The 14,292-nt window shown below is 66.6% G+C and carries 12 protein-coding genes; 9 read left to right on the plus strand and 3 right to left on the minus strand.

The window, feature by feature from the left end:
• Positions 1-3: 3 nt before the first annotated feature.
• Complete coding sequence (locus tag F3J43_RS07670; protein WP_166884337.1) at positions 4-1,122, minus strand: nitrilase-related carbon-nitrogen hydrolase; 1,119 nt, start codon at positions 1,120-1,122, stop codon at positions 4-6.
• Positions 1,123-1,316: 194 nt separating this feature from the next.
• On the opposite strand from F3J43_RS07670, the gene F3J43_RS07675 reads away from it, so the two are divergent.
• The gene (locus F3J43_RS07675; RefSeq protein ID WP_166884339.1) at positions 1,317-3,353 is read left to right on the plus strand and encodes an NADPH-dependent 2,4-dienoyl-CoA reductase; all 2,037 of its coding nucleotides are present in this window, start codon (positions 1,317-1,319) and stop codon (positions 3,351-3,353) included.
• 104 nt (positions 3,354-3,457) lie between these two features.
• Positions 3,458-4,351 (plus strand): 1-aminocyclopropane-1-carboxylate deaminase/D-cysteine desulfhydrase, encoded by an 894-nt coding sequence (locus F3J43_RS07680; RefSeq protein ID WP_166884341.1) that lies wholly within the window; start codon positions 3,458-3,460, stop codon positions 4,349-4,351.
• On the opposite strand, the gene F3J43_RS07685 is transcribed toward F3J43_RS07680, so the two are convergent.
• Complete coding sequence (locus tag F3J43_RS07685; protein ID WP_166884343.1) at positions 4,342-4,887, minus strand: cytochrome b; 546 nt, start codon at positions 4,885-4,887, stop codon at positions 4,342-4,344. The two genes, F3J43_RS07680 and F3J43_RS07685, sit on opposite strands and share 10 nt — an antisense overlap.
• A gap of 175 nt (positions 4,888-5,062) precedes the next feature.
• Here F3J43_RS07685 and F3J43_RS07690 point away from each other — a divergent pair, with 175 nt between their 5' ends.
• A complete protein-coding gene (locus tag F3J43_RS07690) occupies positions 5,063-6,676 on the plus strand; it encodes a WG repeat-containing protein (protein WP_166884345.1) in 1,614 nt (537 codons plus the stop codon).
• A 42-nt stretch (positions 6,677-6,718) separates the two neighbouring features.
• On the opposite strand, the gene F3J43_RS07695 is transcribed toward F3J43_RS07690, so the two are convergent.
• Positions 6,719-7,654: a DUF1853 family protein gene (locus F3J43_RS07695; RefSeq protein ID WP_205297699.1), complete on the minus strand. Its 936-nt coding sequence runs from the start codon at positions 7,652-7,654 to the stop codon at positions 6,719-6,721.
• A gap of 89 nt (positions 7,655-7,743) precedes the next feature.
• Between F3J43_RS07695 and F3J43_RS07700 the strand changes: the two genes are divergently transcribed.
• Genes F3J43_RS07700 through pepN form a run of 6 tightly spaced genes read left to right on the plus strand, consistent with a single transcriptional unit; the run spans position 7,744 to position 14,249 of the window.
• Entirely contained in the window at positions 7,744-8,634 is an 891-nt protein-coding gene (locus tag F3J43_RS07700) for an NAD(+) kinase (protein WP_166884350.1), read from the plus strand.
• Positions 8,634-9,605, plus strand: a complete 972-nt coding sequence (locus tag F3J43_RS07705) for a metallophosphoesterase (protein ID WP_166884352.1) — start codon at positions 8,634-8,636, stop codon at positions 9,603-9,605. The genes F3J43_RS07700 and F3J43_RS07705 overlap by 1 nt, the downstream gene beginning before the upstream one ends.
• A complete protein-coding gene (locus F3J43_RS07710) occupies positions 9,602-10,477 on the plus strand; it encodes a rhomboid family intramembrane serine protease (protein WP_166884355.1) in 876 nt (291 codons plus the stop codon). The genes F3J43_RS07705 and F3J43_RS07710 overlap by 4 nt, the downstream gene beginning before the upstream one ends.
• A 13-nt stretch (positions 10,478-10,490) precedes the next feature.
• Positions 10,491-10,751 carry a YeaC family protein gene (locus F3J43_RS07715; RefSeq protein ID WP_011532970.1) on the plus strand — a complete coding sequence of 87 codons (261 nt, stop codon included), beginning with the start codon at positions 10,491-10,493 and terminating at the stop codon, positions 10,749-10,751.
• Positions 10,748-11,578, plus strand: a complete 831-nt coding sequence (locus tag F3J43_RS07720; RefSeq protein WP_166884357.1) for a DUF2797 domain-containing protein — start codon at positions 10,748-10,750, stop codon at positions 11,576-11,578. Before F3J43_RS07715 ends, F3J43_RS07720 begins: the two co-directional genes overlap by 4 nt.
• Positions 11,579-11,591: 13 nt before the next feature.
• Positions 11,592-14,249 (plus strand): aminopeptidase N, encoded by a 2,658-nt coding sequence (gene pepN, locus F3J43_RS07725; protein ID WP_166884360.1) that lies wholly within the window; start codon positions 11,592-11,594, stop codon positions 14,247-14,249.
• Positions 14,250-14,292: the final 43 nt, after the last annotated feature.

Genomic DNA, 14,292 nt, shown 5'->3' on the forward strand with positions numbered 1-14,292 from the left:
GCGCTACAACCACAGGTTCAGCAGGCGCGCACCGTGGCTGGCGGTACCGATCAGCAAGGTGCCGCTCTGGCTGGCAAAGCCCTGGCCATCCCCGGCCAGTTCCCAGAACTGGCCACGCAGGAACACGCTCATGTTGCGAGTGCCCTGGTTGGTGCTCGGTACCAGTTGCTGCCAGGCCGCCTCTTCGCTGACCTGGCCACGCTGCAGCGGCAGGTCCCGGGCGGCTGGCTGGTGACGGTTGCCGCGCCAAGGGGTCTGCCAGCTTTGCCGGCCGCTGAGGAACGCCGGGTTGGCAATCAGCTGGACCGACTGGCTGGCCAACTGTTGGTAGTTGGCCGGATACCAGCTGTCGCTGCCCACCAGCACACCCAGGCGTCCGGCAGGGGTCTGCAGGACTTGCAGGGGGTACTGGCGGCCATCGTGCACGTAGCGACGGGTTTCGCTGTCCGGGTACTGCTGGTGCTGCGGCTGGCCGAGCACACTGCCGTCCCCGGCGAATACCAGACTGCTGTTGAACAGCGGGCCATTGCCGGTGCGCAGCACGCCGTTTTCCACGTAGGGCGCCGGCAGGATGATCGAGCCTGCCACCAGGGTCACGCCGAACTCCCGGGCCAGGCCGCCGAACAATTGCTGGTAGTCGCTGGCCATCTGCGCCGCCTTCATGCGCAGATGCGCGTCGCTGCGCCAGTCATCGCTGCGAGTGGCCAGCGCCGCGAGGCCATAGTGCAGCGGGTTGCTCAGTTCCAGCCATTGCCAGGCCTCGCGACGATGCGTCACCTGGTAGAGCTCGTTCTTCTCGCCGCGGGCCCATAGCCAGGTGCCGATGTGTTCGGGCAGCACCACCACGGTACGGGGGGTGATCAGACCTTGGGCCCGGGCTTGTTCGAGGTAGGCGGCCAGTTTGCGGTGCAGGCGGGTGAGATTCTGGTAGTCGCCGGGAAACAGCAGCGGCTCGACGCCCAGCAGGTTGCCGTGTTCGCCTGGTATGCCCTGGTTGAGCGCGAGTTCGATGCGCAGGTCGGACAGGTAATGGCCTTCCGGACGCTGCAGGGTCCAGAAGCCATAGCCGCAGAGGGCGGCGAGGACTACCAGCGCCAGGGCGCCGGCTAGCAGTTTGCGCATGGAGCGGTCCGGCACGGTGGCGAATGAGGTGCACTAGGGTAAGCCCGTTGTACAGCAGGATCAATAAGTTGTCAGTTTCGATCATTGAGCGCGTTCAAACGCCTGTTTAATGTCGGCTGCAGACAAACGACGGGCCCCGCCAACGTGGCAGAGGTGCCCGCATTCCGTGATCACGCCACCTGTGGAGTCCATCCATGGCTACCGACCGTTACCCGCACCTGCTGGCCCCTCTCGACCTGGGCTTCACCACCTTGCGCAACCGCACCCTGATGGGCTCGATGCACACCGGCCTGGAGGAACGCCCAGGCGGCTTCGAGCGCATGGCGGCATACTTTGCCGAGCGTGCCCGGGGCGGAGTCGGGTTGATGGTCACCGGCGGCATCGCGCCGAACGACGAGGGCGGTGTGTATTCCGGCGCGGCCAAGCTGAGCACCGAGGAAGAGGCCGACAAGCATCGGATCGTCACCGAGGCGGTACATGCCGCCGGCGGCAAGATCTGCCTGCAGATCCTCCACGCCGGGCGCTATGCCTACAGCCCGAAGCAGGTGGCGCCAAGCGCCATCCAGGCGCCGATCAACCCGTTCAAGCCCAAGGAGCTGGACGAGGAGGGCATCGAGAAGCAGATCCGCGACTTCGTCACCTGCGCCAGCCTGGCCCAGCGCGCCGGTTATGACGGCGTCGAGATCATGGGTTCGGAAGGCTACTTCATCAACCAGTTCCTCGCCGCCCACACCAACCACCGTACCGACCGATGGGGCGGCAGCTACGAAAACCGCATGCGCCTGGCGGTGGAGATCGTGCGTCGGGTACGCGAGGCGGTAGGCCGCGAGTTCATCATCATCTTCCGCCTGTCGATGCTCGACCTGGTCGAGGGCGGCAGCACCTGGGACGAGATCGTGCAACTGGCCAAGGCCATCGAGCAGGCCGGTGCGACCTTGATCAACACCGGCATCGGCTGGCACGAGGCGCGTATCCCGACCATCGCCACCAAGGTGCCGCGCGCGGCGTTCAGCAAGGTCACCGCCAAGCTGCGTGGCGCGGTGCAGGTCCCGCTGATCACCACCAACCGCATCAACACCCCGGAAGTGGCCGAGGCCGTGCTGGCCGAGGGGGATGCCGACATGGTCTCCATGGCCCGGCCGTTCCTCGCCGATCCGGACTTCGTCAACAAGGCGGCAGCAGACCGCGCCGACGAGATCAACACCTGCATCGGCTGCAACCAGGCCTGCCTGGACCACACCTTCGGCGGCAAGCTGACCAGTTGCCTGGTCAACCCGCGTGCCTGCCATGAGACCGAGCTCAATTACCTGCCTGTACTGAACGTCAAGCGCATCGCCGTGGTTGGTGCCGGCCCTGCCGGCCTGGCTGCGGCTACCGTGGCGGCCGAGCGTGGCCACCAGGTGACCTTGTTCGACAGCGCCAGCGAGATCGGTGGGCAGTTCAACGTCGCCAAGCGGGTGCCGGGCAAGGAAGAGTTCTTCGAGACCCTGCGCTACTTCCGCAACAAGGTGAAAAGCACCGGCGTCGACCTGCGCCTGGAGACCCGCGTCGATGTGGCGACGCTGGTGGCGGGCGGTTTCGACGAGATCATCCTGGCTACCGGTATCGCCCCGCGCACGCCGGCCATTCCCGGCATCGACAATGCCAAGGTGCTCAGCTACCTGGACGTGCTGCTCGAGCGCAAGCCGGTAGGCCCGCGGGTGGCGGTGATCGGCGCCGGTGGTATCGGTTTCGATGTGTCCGAATACCTGGTGCACCAGGGCGTGGCCACCAGCCAGGACCGCGAGGCGTTCTGGAAGGAATGGGGGATCGACACCCGGCTGGAGGCCCGCGGTGGCGTGGCGGGGATCAAGGCCGAGCCGCATGCCCCGGCGCGCCAGGTGTACCTGCTGCAGCGCAAGAAGACCAAGGTTGGCGATGGCCTGGGCAAGACCACCGGCTGGATCCATCGCACCGGGCTGAAGAACAAGCAGGTGCAGATGCTCAATGGCGTCGAGTACCTGAGCGTCGACGATGCCGGTCTGCACGTGCGGATCAACGAGGGCGAGCCGCAGTTGCTGGCGGTGGACAACATCGTCGTCTGTGCCGGCCAGGAGCCGCTGCGCGAACTGCACGAAGGCTTGCTGGCGGCGGGGCAGTCGGTGCACCTGATCGGTGGTGCCGACGTGGCGGCCGAGCTGGATGCCAAGCGCGCGATCAACCAGGGATCGCGCCTGGCCGCCGAGTTGTGAGGCGCGTCAGGCCCGATAGTCGAGCACCGATGTAATCGCTGCAGGAGCCGGCCTTGCCGGCTCCTGCAGCTTGCCGGATGCCTCGAGCTGATAGACTCGGCGCCATGTCTGAGTTCTCCCTGCCCCATGCCCCCTTGCAACGTCTCGACCTGCCCTGGCTGCGCCAGGCCGGTATCGAGGCCGCCATCCTGCGCCTGGACCTGGTCGACCCACTGATCAGCGGCAACAAATGGTTCAAGCTGCGCCACCATCTGCTCGCCGCGCGCCAGGCCGGCTCGCCGGGGCTGATCAGCCTGGGTGGCAACCATTCCAATCACCTTCACGCCCTGGCCGCTGCCGGCAAGCGTTTTGGCTTCGCTACCGTCGGCTTGCTGCGCGGCCATCCCCAGGACACCCCCACCGTGGATGACCTGCGGGCGTTCGGCATGCAGCTGCACTGGCTCGGCTATGGTGGTTACCGGGCCCGTCACGAAGCCGGCTTCTGGGCGCCCTGGCAAGCCCGCTACCCCGGTTGGCATTGCATCCCCGAAGGTGGTGGAGGCCTGGCCGGAGCGCAAGGCTGCGCCTTGATCGTCGAGCAGTGCAAGGCGCAACTGGCGACACTCGGCTGGACGGACTATGACGCCTGGTGGCTGGCGGCCGGTACCGGGACGACCCTTGCAGGCCTGGTGCTGGCGGAGGCGGGCGAACACCCGGTGCACGGCGCGCTGGCGGTCCCGCCGGATCATGGCGTGGCGGAGCAGGTGGCGGCACTGGTGGGGGCGACGGGCTATGTGCTGCACGATGCCAGCCGGGGCGGTTTCGCCCGTCTCGACGAGGTGTTGCTGGCCTTCGTCGATGAGGCCGAGCGGCATGCGGCGATACCGCTGGAGGCGCTCTATACCGGCAAGGCGCTACTGGCCCTGCGCGACCAGGTCGAGGCCGGGCGTTTCGTCCCCGGCACCCGCCTGGTGTTCCTGCACACCGGTGGCCTGCAGGGGCGCCGCGGTTACTTGTAGGGCAGCATGCGCTGCAGGGTGTTGTCGCGCAGCACGTAGTGGTGGTACAGCCCGGCCACGGCGTGCAGGCCGATCAGCCAGTAGCCCCAGCTGCCGATGCGCTCATGCCAGCCCTTGATGAACTTGGCCAGGTCCGGATCGGGCGAGGTGATCGCCGGCAGGTCCAGGCCATAGAACGGGATCGGCTTGTCGGCGGCGCTCAGGATGGCCCAGCCGGCCAGGGGCAGGCCGATCATCATCAGGTACAGCAGCAGGTGCACCAGGTGCGACAGGCCGGTCTGCCAGGCCGGTGGCTTCGGCACGATCGGCGGAGTAGGGCGCGACAGGCGCAGGATCAGGCGCAGCCAGACCAGTACGAACACGCTCAGGCCAAGCATGAAATGCAGGTCTTTCATCAGGTCGCGCTCGGCGCTGCCCTTGGGGAACATGCCGCGCAGTTCGATGGTGGCGTAGACGGCGGCCAGCAGCACCAGCATCAGCCAGTGCAGGGCGATCGACGGGCGCGCATAGTGGGCCGCGGGGGTGGATGAAGCCATGGTGGGTCCTCGTCATCAGGTAGGAATGGGCACTCTTGCTGGCGCCTCATCTTCACTCTAATCGCTGGCACGGAATTTTGTTTGCTACAGATCTATGCGCGGTGGCCGACACAGCGAGTCGAGTGATGGCCAAGGGCCTTCGCTGATTTTCCATCGCACAAGGATTCCGTGTTCAATGAAACGCCTCATCACCGCCCCTCGCGCGGCGCTGTTCTGCTCCCTGTCCCTCCTGCTCGCCGGATGCGAGCAACCTCCTGCGCCAAGCGTGCCGGCGATCGGTGCCCTGACCATCCCGCTGTGCGTGAACGACGAGTGCGCGGTCCTCGACCAGAACGGCGCATTTCGTATCGCCCCCGGCAGCGAGTTCACCCAGCTTTACACCCAGCCGTTCACCGATGCCTTCATCTTCGGGCGCGGCGACTATTGGCACCTGGCCAGTGGCGACGGCAAGCAGGTGATCCGCGCCGACCTCACCGACGAGCTGTACACCCTGACACCGGGCCTGTTCGGCTTTGGCCGCGACGGCAAGGTCGGGGTGATGGACGAGCAGGGCAAGGAAGTCCAGCCGGCCGTGTTCGACACCGTCTATGTCGGTGGCGACAACCAGTTCATCGTCTACGAGATCGACGACCTGCGCGGCATCCTCACGCCCAAGGGCGAGAAAGTCAGCGAGGCGGTGTTCGATTCGCTGTACGTGCGCGAGGACTTCGCCAAGCGCGGCAACTGGGTGCTGGCCGAGCGCCAGGGTGAGCACTGGGGCTACAACCTGCAGACCCAGGCGCTGCGCAAGCTCGACTTCGACACTATTCTCAGCGCCGCCGACGGCCACCTGGTGGTATCCCGCGAGGGCGTGGCCGGCAAAGGCCTGGCCGATGCCGCCGGCGATCTGGTGATTGCGCTCGAGAAGAACTGGCTGGGCACTCCGGGCGGTGGCCTGGTAGCGTTCCGCGACGGCTACGACAAGCCCTGCGGCTACCTGGACTACCAGGGCAAGGTGGTGATCGAGGCGCAGTACCAGAGCTGTGAACCCTTCGGCAAGGTCGGTGGCATGGTCCAGGTGCAGGGCAACGAGGGCGGCCGAGGCAAGTCGGGCATGATCGGTCACGACGGCAAGTGGCTGATCGAGCCCGAGTACGACTCGGTCGGCGACGCCGGCATGGGCCTGCTGGGCATGAGCGGCCACCGTCCGGGCTTCAGCCATATCGGCAAGCTGCAGAGCGCCTTCCTGGCGACCTACGGGACGATGGACCTGGACCAGGGCAAGGTGCTGTTCCAGCCGACCTACCAGCAGATCGGCCTGGTCGCGCCCAAGCGCTTGGCCTTCACCGAGCTCAAGTCGCCACGCAAGACCGTGATGCTGTTCGGCATGCCCAGCGAGGCGGCCACGGTCGGCCTGATGGACGACCAGGGCCAGGTGCTGATCAAGCCGGAGCAGTTCGTCTCGTACCAACTGCTGGCCGATGGTCATCACCTGCTGGCTGCCGAGGGTAACGGTGCCCAGGCCCTGCGTGCGCTGTACGACCTCGATGGCAAGCTGCTGGTACCCGCCAAGTGGCAGGATGTGACGGTCGATGAAGGCCGTGGCGCGATCTTCGGCTACCGGGTCGAGGGCAATGGCGATGATGCGGTACGCACCCTGCGGGCCTTGTATCGCCTCGACGGCAGCGTGGTATTCGAGACCAATCGCCTGCCATGCGGCGCGGAACAGGTGGTCGATGGCAAGGGCCAGGTGCTGTGGCCGCAAGATGCCCAGGCCTACTGCCCGGAGCCGGACGCCGAGGCGTCCTGACCCAGGCCGTGCCCCTGTCGTGAGCGTGGCGGCGACAGGGGTTCAGCGTGGGGGCAGGTCCGGCCAACTGTCGGCCACCAGAAACACCCGCTCGACCTCCTCCCACGCCCCGTCTTCCTGCTCGTGCAGCCTGGCCAGCAACTGCGCGGGCGCATGCGGCTCCAGGCCCGTGCGCCAGGCCTCGAACTGCGCCGTGCCCCAGCAGTCCTGCGCACTCAACCGTGCCGCTGCCAGCCACGCCTGACGTGGCAGCGGTTGCCAGCGCTGGCCTGGCTGCGCGATCCAGTCACCCTGGCGCAGCCAGCCACCGCGCAGGTGGTCGGGGTTGGCGCCTTCGGGTGGATAGGTGTCACCTGTCGAGGGGTAGAACAGGTAGCCACCCAGCCACAAGTGCCCCTGCAACTGCTCCAGGCCCAGCCCGGCCAGCACTGCGCGGCTCTGAGGTCCGCGCGACATGGGCAACTGGTGCCCGGCCAGGTGCGCGAGCTTGTGCCCCAGCCGATCATGACAACCCGGACCGAGCCACGCCTGCGGGTCACGGCCGTCGCTGGCCGGCGGGCCGAGGTAGAGCTTGATCGCCAGTTCCAGGTGATGATCGCCATCCCGATCGCGCAGCACGATGTCCAGTTCGCCGAGGGTCCGTCCGCCGTCGCGGATCGCCAGGTTGGCCGCCAGCAGCTCCACGCCCGGGGCCTGGCGCAGGGCGAACTGCCACAGGGCTTCGTAGTAAAGCCCCAGGCGCCGGCTGGTCAGGCGCGCCAGCCATGCCAGCAACGGCTCCGGCGCCTGGTCGAGGGCGTGCAGCCAGGCAGCCAGGCGTTGTGGATCCTCGGCCCAGTGGCTGGCGTGCAACGGGTGGCGTTGCGGGCCGGGCGCCTGGCACAGCAGCGGCGGCGACAGGATCACCCAGGCCAGGTCGCGCACGGCGGGGTGGCGCAGCTGGCGGGGCAGGGGCTGAAGGTCGGCGAAGGGTATCATCCTGCGAGCATAGCCGGTTTGCCGCTGGCCAGTCCTTTCGCCCATAATCCCGGGATTGTCACCCCGCCGCAGAGCCTCGCAGGAGCACCATGGAGCAATTTCGCAATATCGGTATCATCGGACGCCTTGGCAGCTCCCAGGTGCTCGACACCATCCGCCGACTGAAAAAATTCCTCCTCGAGCGCCACCTGCACGTAATCCTCGAGGACACCATCGCCGAAGTCCTGCCCGGCCACGGCCTGCAGACCTCCACCCGCAAGCTGCTGGGCGAGGTATGCGACCTGGTCATCGTGGTCGGCGGCGACGGCAGCCTGCTCGGCGCCGCCCGCGCCCTGGCCCGGCACAATGTCCCGGTGCTGGGCATCAACCGCGGCAACCTGGGCTTTCTCACCGACATCCGCCCGGACGAGCTGGAGCAGAAAGTCGCCGAGGTGCTCGACGGCCACTACCTGGTGGAGAACCGCTTCCTGCTGCAGGCCGAGGTGCGTCGCCACCACGAAGCCATCGGCCAGGGCGATGCGCTCAACGACGTGGTCCTGCACCCGGGCAAGTCGACACGGATGATCGAGTTCGAGATCTACATCGACGGTCAGTTCGTCTGCAGCCAGAAGGCCGACGGCCTGATCGTCGCCACCCCGACCGGCTCGACTGCCTACGCCCTGTCGGCCGGCGGCCCGATCATGCACCCCAAGCTCGACGCCATCGTCATCGTGCCGATGTACCCGCACACCTTGTCGGGCCGACCGATCGTGGTGGATGGCAACAGCGAGCTGAAGATCGTCGTGTCCAACGACCTGCAGATCTACCCGCAGGTGTCCTGTGACGGGCAGAATCACTTCACCTGCGCTCCCGGCGACACCATCACGGTGAGCAAGAAGCCGCAGAAGCTGCGCCTGATCCACCCGCTCGACCACAACTACTACGAGGTCTGCCGTACCAAGCTCGGCTGGGGCAGCCGCCTGGGAGGCAGGGACGACTGATGCTCGATCCGGCGCGCAGTTTCGACATCATCGGCGACGTGCACGGCTGTGCGCTGACCCTCGAACGGCTGCTCGACACCCTCGGCTACAAGCGCGTGGGTGGTGTCTGGCGGCATCCGCGGCGCCAGGCGCTGTTCCTCGGCGACATCGTCGACCGCGGCCCGCGCATCCGCGAGGCGCTGCACATCGTCCACGACATGGTCGAGGCCGGCCAGGCGTTCTGCATCATGGGCAACCACGAATACAACGCCCTGGGTTGGGTCACCCCGGCGCTGCCCGGCAGCGGCAAGGCCTATGTGCGCGAACACACTCCGCGCCACGCCCGCCTGATCGACGAGACCCTCACCCAGTTCGCCCAGCACCCGGGCGACTGGCACGATTTCATCCGCTGGTTCTACGAACTGCCGCTGTTCGTCGACGCCGGACGCTTCCGCCTGGTACACGCCTGCTGGGACCGGCAACTGATCGAGCCGCTGCGCCGCGAACATCCGGACGGGCGTATCGACGAGCATTTCGTCCAGGCTTCGGCGGTGCCCGACAGCTTCGCCGCCACCGTGTGCAACCGCCTGTTGCGCGGCACCGACATGCGCCTGCCGGATGGCCTGACCCTGACCGGCGGCGACGGCCTGACCCGGGCCTTCTTCCGCACCAAGTTCTGGGAGGAGGACCCGCAGACCTACGGCGACATCGTGTTCCAGCCCGATGCCTTGCCCGACGACGTGGCGCGCACGCCGCTCAGCCGTAGCCAGAAGAACGCCCTGCTGCGCTATGCCGAGGACGAACCGCTGCTGTTCGTCGGCCACTACTGGCGCAGCGGGCGCCCCGGCCCGATCCGCGACAACCTGGCCTGCCTGGACTACAGCGCCGTGCTCTACGGCAAGCTGGCGGCCTATCGGCTGGATGACGAAACCCGCATCGACCCGCACAAGTTCGTCTGGGTCGATGTCGAACGCCCGCAGGTGAGCCAATGAACGTGATTGAAGTCCTGCGCCTGCCCCTGAGCGTCGACCTGGCCGGTTTCGTCGCCCTGTTGCGGCGCCTGCAAGTGCCCCACCGGGTGGTGGAGGAGGGCCAGGAGCAGGTGCTCTGGGCGCCGCCGGCCATGGCCGAGGATGTCCGCGAACTGTACCGGCGCTACCCCGAGGGCAACGCCGATCTGGTGGTGCCCCCGGAGGCGCTGGGTGGCGGCTTGCCGGCACAGCCCTCGCTGAAGGAGCAGGCCATCGCCTGCAAGGTCACCACCTTCGTCCTCTTCCTGTGCGTGGTGGTGGCCGGGCTGACCAGCCTGGGCGACAACCTGGCGACCATCGGCTGGTTCACCTTCCTGCCGTTCCAGGTGCAGGGCGAGTACCTGCATTTCACTCCGTGGCTCCAGGCCCTTGGCGAAGGTCAGTGGTGGCGCCTGGTATCGCCGATGCTGCTGCATTTTGGCGTGTTGCACCTGGCCATGAACGGGCTGTGGTACTGGGAACTGGGCAAGCGCATCGAACTGCGCCAGGGGCCGTGGGTGCTGCTGGCGCTGACGCTGCTGTTCAGTCTGGTGTCCAACCTGGCCCAGCACTTCACCAGCGGGCCGAGCCTGTTCGGTGGCTTGTCCGGGGTGCTCTATGGCCTGCTCGGGCATGTCTGGCTGTACCAGTGGCTGGCGCCCAACCCCCTGTTCAGGCTGCCGCGTGGCGTGCTGGTGATGATGCTGGTCTGGCTGTTGATCTGCCTGAGCGGCGTGGTCGGCCAGCTCGGTTTTGGCCAGATCGCCAACGCCGCCCATGTCGGCGGGTTGCTCATCGGATGCCTGACCGGCCTCTTGGGCGGCGCGCTCGCCAGGCGTAGACTGTCGGCCTGACTGAGGAGTTACCATGTCCACTTTCGCGCAAATGATTGAAAACATTACCCCCGAGATCTACGAGAGCCTGAAGACGGCCGTGGAGATCGGCAAATGGTCCGACGGCCGCAAGCTCACCGCCGAGCAGAAGGAGCTGTCGCTGCAGGCGGTGATCGCCTGGGAGATGAAGAACCTCCCCGAAGAGCAACGCACCGGCTACATGGGCCCGCAGGAATGTGCCTCGAAGTCCGCGCCGATCGCCAACATCCTGTTCAAGTCGGACTCGGTACATTGATCGAACTCGCTCGTGGCTCTTTGAGCAAGATGGCGGTGCGCCTCGATGCACCGGTCGTTCAATACAGTTTCCGCCTGGATGACACCGAGGTGCCGGTCAACCCGCTGATCGGCCAGTCGCTGCGCCTGGAGTACCTCGGCGCGATCCATTGCACGCACTGCGGCAAGCGCACCAAGACCAGCTTCAGCCAGGGTTACTGCTACCCGTGCATGACCAAGCTGGCGCAGTGCGACGTATGCATCATGGCCCCGGAAAAATGCCACTACGACGCCGGCACCTGCCGCGAACCCTCGTGGGGCGAGCAGTTCTGCATGACCGACCATGTGGTCTACCTGGCCAACTCGTCGGGCATCAAGGTCGGCATCACCCGCGCCACCCAGTTGCCCACCCGCTGGCTCGACCAGGGCGCCAGCCAGGCGCTGCCGATCATGCGCGTGGCCACCCGGCAGCAGTCCGGGCTGGTCGAAGACGTGCTGCGCAGCCAGGTGCCGGACCGCACCAACTGGCGCGCGCTGCTCAAGGGCGACGCCGAGGTGCTCGACCTGCCGGCCATCCGCGAGCAGATCTTCGACGCCTGCGCCGACGGCATCCGTGGCCTGCAGGAGCGCTTCGGGCTGCAGGCCATTCAGCCGCTGCCCGGTGCCGAGGTGGTGCAGATGCGCTATCCGGTCGAGGCCTATCCGAAAAAGATCGTCAGCTTCAACCTCGACAAGGACCCGGTCGTGGAAGGCACGCTGCTGGGCATCAAGGGTCAGTACCTGATCTTCGATACCGGCGTGATCAACATTCGCAAGTACACGGCCTACCAGTTGGCCGTGCTCCAGTAAAAGGATCGTCACCATGCGTACCGAACAACCGCAAGTGATCTACCTCAAGGACTATCAGGCCCCCGAGTACCTGATCGACGAGACCCACCTGACCTTCGAACTGTTCGAGGACCACAGCCTGGTCCATGCGCAACTGGTCATGCGCCGCAACCCCGAGCGCGGCGCCGGCCTGCCGCCGCTGGTGCTCGACGGCCAGCAACTGGAGCTGCTGAGCGTGCAACTGGACGACCAGGCGCTGACCGCCGGCGACTATCAGCTGGATGCCGACAGCCTGACCGTGCAGCCCAAGACCGAGCGCTTCACCCTCGACACCAGCGTGAAGATCCACCCGGAGAGCAACACTGCGCTGGAAGGCCTGTACAAGTCCGGCAAGATGTTCTGCACCCAGTGCGAGGCCGAGGGTTTTCGCAAGATCACCTACTACCTCGACCGCCCGGATGTGATGAGCACCTTCACCACCACGGTGATCGCCGAGCAGCACCGCTACCCGGTGCTGCTGTCCAACGGCAACCCGGTCGGCGATGGCCCGGCCGAGGACGGTCGCCACTGGGCGACCTGGGAAGACCCGTTCAAGAAGCCGGCCTACCTGTTCGCCCTGGTGGCGGGTGACCTGTGGTGCGTCGAGAGCGAATTCACCCGCCAGTCCGGCCGCGACGTGACCCTGCGCATCTACGTCGAGGAAGAGAACCTCGACAAGTGCGACCACGCCATGGTCAGCCTGAAGAAGTCCATGCGCTGGGACGAAGAGGTGTACGGTCGCGAGTACGACCTGGATATCTTCATGATCGTCGCGGTCAACGACTTCAACATGGGCGCCATGGAAAACAAGGGCCTGAACATCTTCAACTCGAGCTGCGTGCTGGCCCGCGCCGAGACCGCCACCGATGCCGCCCACCAGCGTGTCGAAGGCGTGGTCGCCCACGAGTACTTCCACAACTGGTCGGGCAACCGCGTGACCTGCCGCGACTGGTTCCAGCTGTCGCTAAAGGAAGGTTTCACGGTGTTCCGCGACGCCGAGTTCAGCGCCGACATGAACTCGCGCACGGTCAAGCGCATCGAGGATGTCGCCTACCTGCGCACCCACCAGTTCGCCGAGGACGCAGGCCCCATGGCCCACCCGGTGCGCCCGGACAGCTTCATCGAGATCTCCAACTTCTACACCCTGACCGTGTACGAGAAGGGCGCCGAAGTGGTGCGCATGGTGCGTACCCTGCTGGGCGCCGAGGGTTTCCGCAAGGGCAGCGACCTGTACTTCGAACGCCACGATGGCCAGGCGGTGACCACCGACGACTTCATCAAGGCCATGGAAGACGCCAACGGCGCCGACCTGACCCAGTTCAAGCGTTGGTACAGCCAGGCCGGCACCCCGCGCCTGGCGGTGAGCGAGGCCTATGACGCAGCCGCGCAGACCTACAGCCTGAACTTCCGCCAGAGCTGCCCGCAGACCCCGGACAAGGCCGAGAAGCTGCCGTTCGTGATCCCGGTGGAACTGGGCCTGCTCGACGCCGACGGCAACGACCTGCCGCTGCAACTGGCCGGCGAAGCCGAAGCGGCGGGGACCACCCGGGTGCTGTCGGTGACCGAGGCCGAGCAGACCTTCACCTTCCAGGGCATCGCCGCCAAGCCATTGCCGTCGCTGCTGCGCGGCTTCAGCGCGCCGGTCAAGCTGAGCTTCCCGTACGACCGCGACCAGTTGATGTTCCTCATGCAGCACGACAGCGACGGTTTCAACCGCTGGGAAGCGGGGCAGCAGCTGTCGGTGCAGGTGTTGCAGGAGCTGATCGGCCAGCACCAGCGTGGTGAAGCGCTCGCCCTCGACCAGCGTCTGATCACCGCCCTGGGTACCGTACTGGGCAATGAAACGCTGGACGCCGCAATGGTCGCCGAGATGCTCTCGCTGCCGGGCGAGGCGTACCTCACCGAGATCAGCCAGGTGGCGGACGTGGATGCCATCCACGCTGCCCGCGAGTTCGCCCGCCAGCAGATCGCCGAGCAGTTGTTCGACGCCCTCTGGGCGCGCTACCAGGCCAACCGCGACGTCTCGCGCAAGACGGCCTATGTGGCCGCCGCCGAGCACTTCGCCCGCCGCAGCCTGCAGAACATCGCCCTGTCGTACCTGATGCTCAGCGCCAAGCCACAGGCGCTGGAGGCCGCACTGGAGCAGTTCGAGCACTGCGACAACATGACCGAACGCCTCACCGCCCTGGCGGTGCTGGTCAACTCGCCGTTCGAGGCCGAGCGGGCCAAGGCCCTGGATGCCTTCGCCGAGCACTTCAAGGACAACCCGCTGGTCATGGACCAATGGTTCAGCGTGCAGGCGGCCAGCACCCTGCCGGGTGGCCTGGCGCGGGTCAAGGCGCTGATGCTGCACCCGGCCTTCACCCTGAAGAACCCGAACAAGGTGCGCGCCCTGGTCGGCGCCTTCGCCGGGCAGAACCTGGTCAACTTCCACGCCGCCGATGGTTCGGGCTACCGCTTCCTGGCGGACCTGGTGATCGAGCTGAACGCGCTCAATCCGCAGATCGCTTCGCGTCAACTCGCCCCGCTGACTCGCTGGCGCAAGTACGACGATGCGCGCCAGGCGTTGATGAAGGGCGAGCTGGAGCGGATTCTCGCCTCCGGCGCGCTGTCCAGCGATGTGTATGAGGTGGTGAGCAAGAGCCTGGCGTAAGCCTTGGAAAGTTGGGGCCGCGGCGCGCCCCGTCGCAGGCTTC

Source organism: Pantoea sp. Cy-639, from assembly GCF_011752525.1.
Taxonomy (GTDB): Bacteria; Pseudomonadota; Gammaproteobacteria; order Pseudomonadales; family Pseudomonadaceae; genus Aquipseudomonas.

Coding starts and splice junctions, on each gene's coding strand:
- F3J43_RS07670 (WP_166884337.1), bottom strand. CDS start 1,122: ATGCGCAAACTGCTAGCCGGCGCCCTGGCGCTGGTAGTCCTCGCCGCC.
- F3J43_RS07675 (WP_166884339.1), top strand. CDS start 1,317: ATGGCTACCGACCGTTACCCGCACCTGCTGGCCCCTCTCGACCTGGGC.
- F3J43_RS07680 (WP_166884341.1), top strand. CDS start 3,458: ATGTCTGAGTTCTCCCTGCCCCATGCCCCCTTGCAACGTCTCGACCTG.
- F3J43_RS07685 (WP_166884343.1), bottom strand. CDS start 4,887: ATGGCTTCATCCACCCCCGCGGCCCACTATGCGCGCCCGTCGATCGCC.
- F3J43_RS07690 (WP_166884345.1), top strand. CDS start 5,063: ATGAAACGCCTCATCACCGCCCCTCGCGCGGCGCTGTTCTGCTCCCTG.
- F3J43_RS07695 (WP_205297699.1), bottom strand. CDS start 7,654: ATGATACCCTTCGCCGACCTTCAGCCCCTGCCCCGCCAGCTGCGCCAC.
- F3J43_RS07700 (WP_166884350.1), top strand. CDS start 7,744: ATGGAGCAATTTCGCAATATCGGTATCATCGGACGCCTTGGCAGCTCC.
- F3J43_RS07705 (WP_166884352.1), top strand. CDS start 8,634: ATGCTCGATCCGGCGCGCAGTTTCGACATCATCGGCGACGTGCACGGC.
- F3J43_RS07710 (WP_166884355.1), top strand. CDS start 9,602: ATGAACGTGATTGAAGTCCTGCGCCTGCCCCTGAGCGTCGACCTGGCC.
- F3J43_RS07715 (WP_011532970.1), top strand. CDS start 10,491: ATGTCCACTTTCGCGCAAATGATTGAAAACATTACCCCCGAGATCTAC.
- pepN (WP_166884360.1), top strand. CDS start 11,592: ATGCGTACCGAACAACCGCAAGTGATCTACCTCAAGGACTATCAGGCC.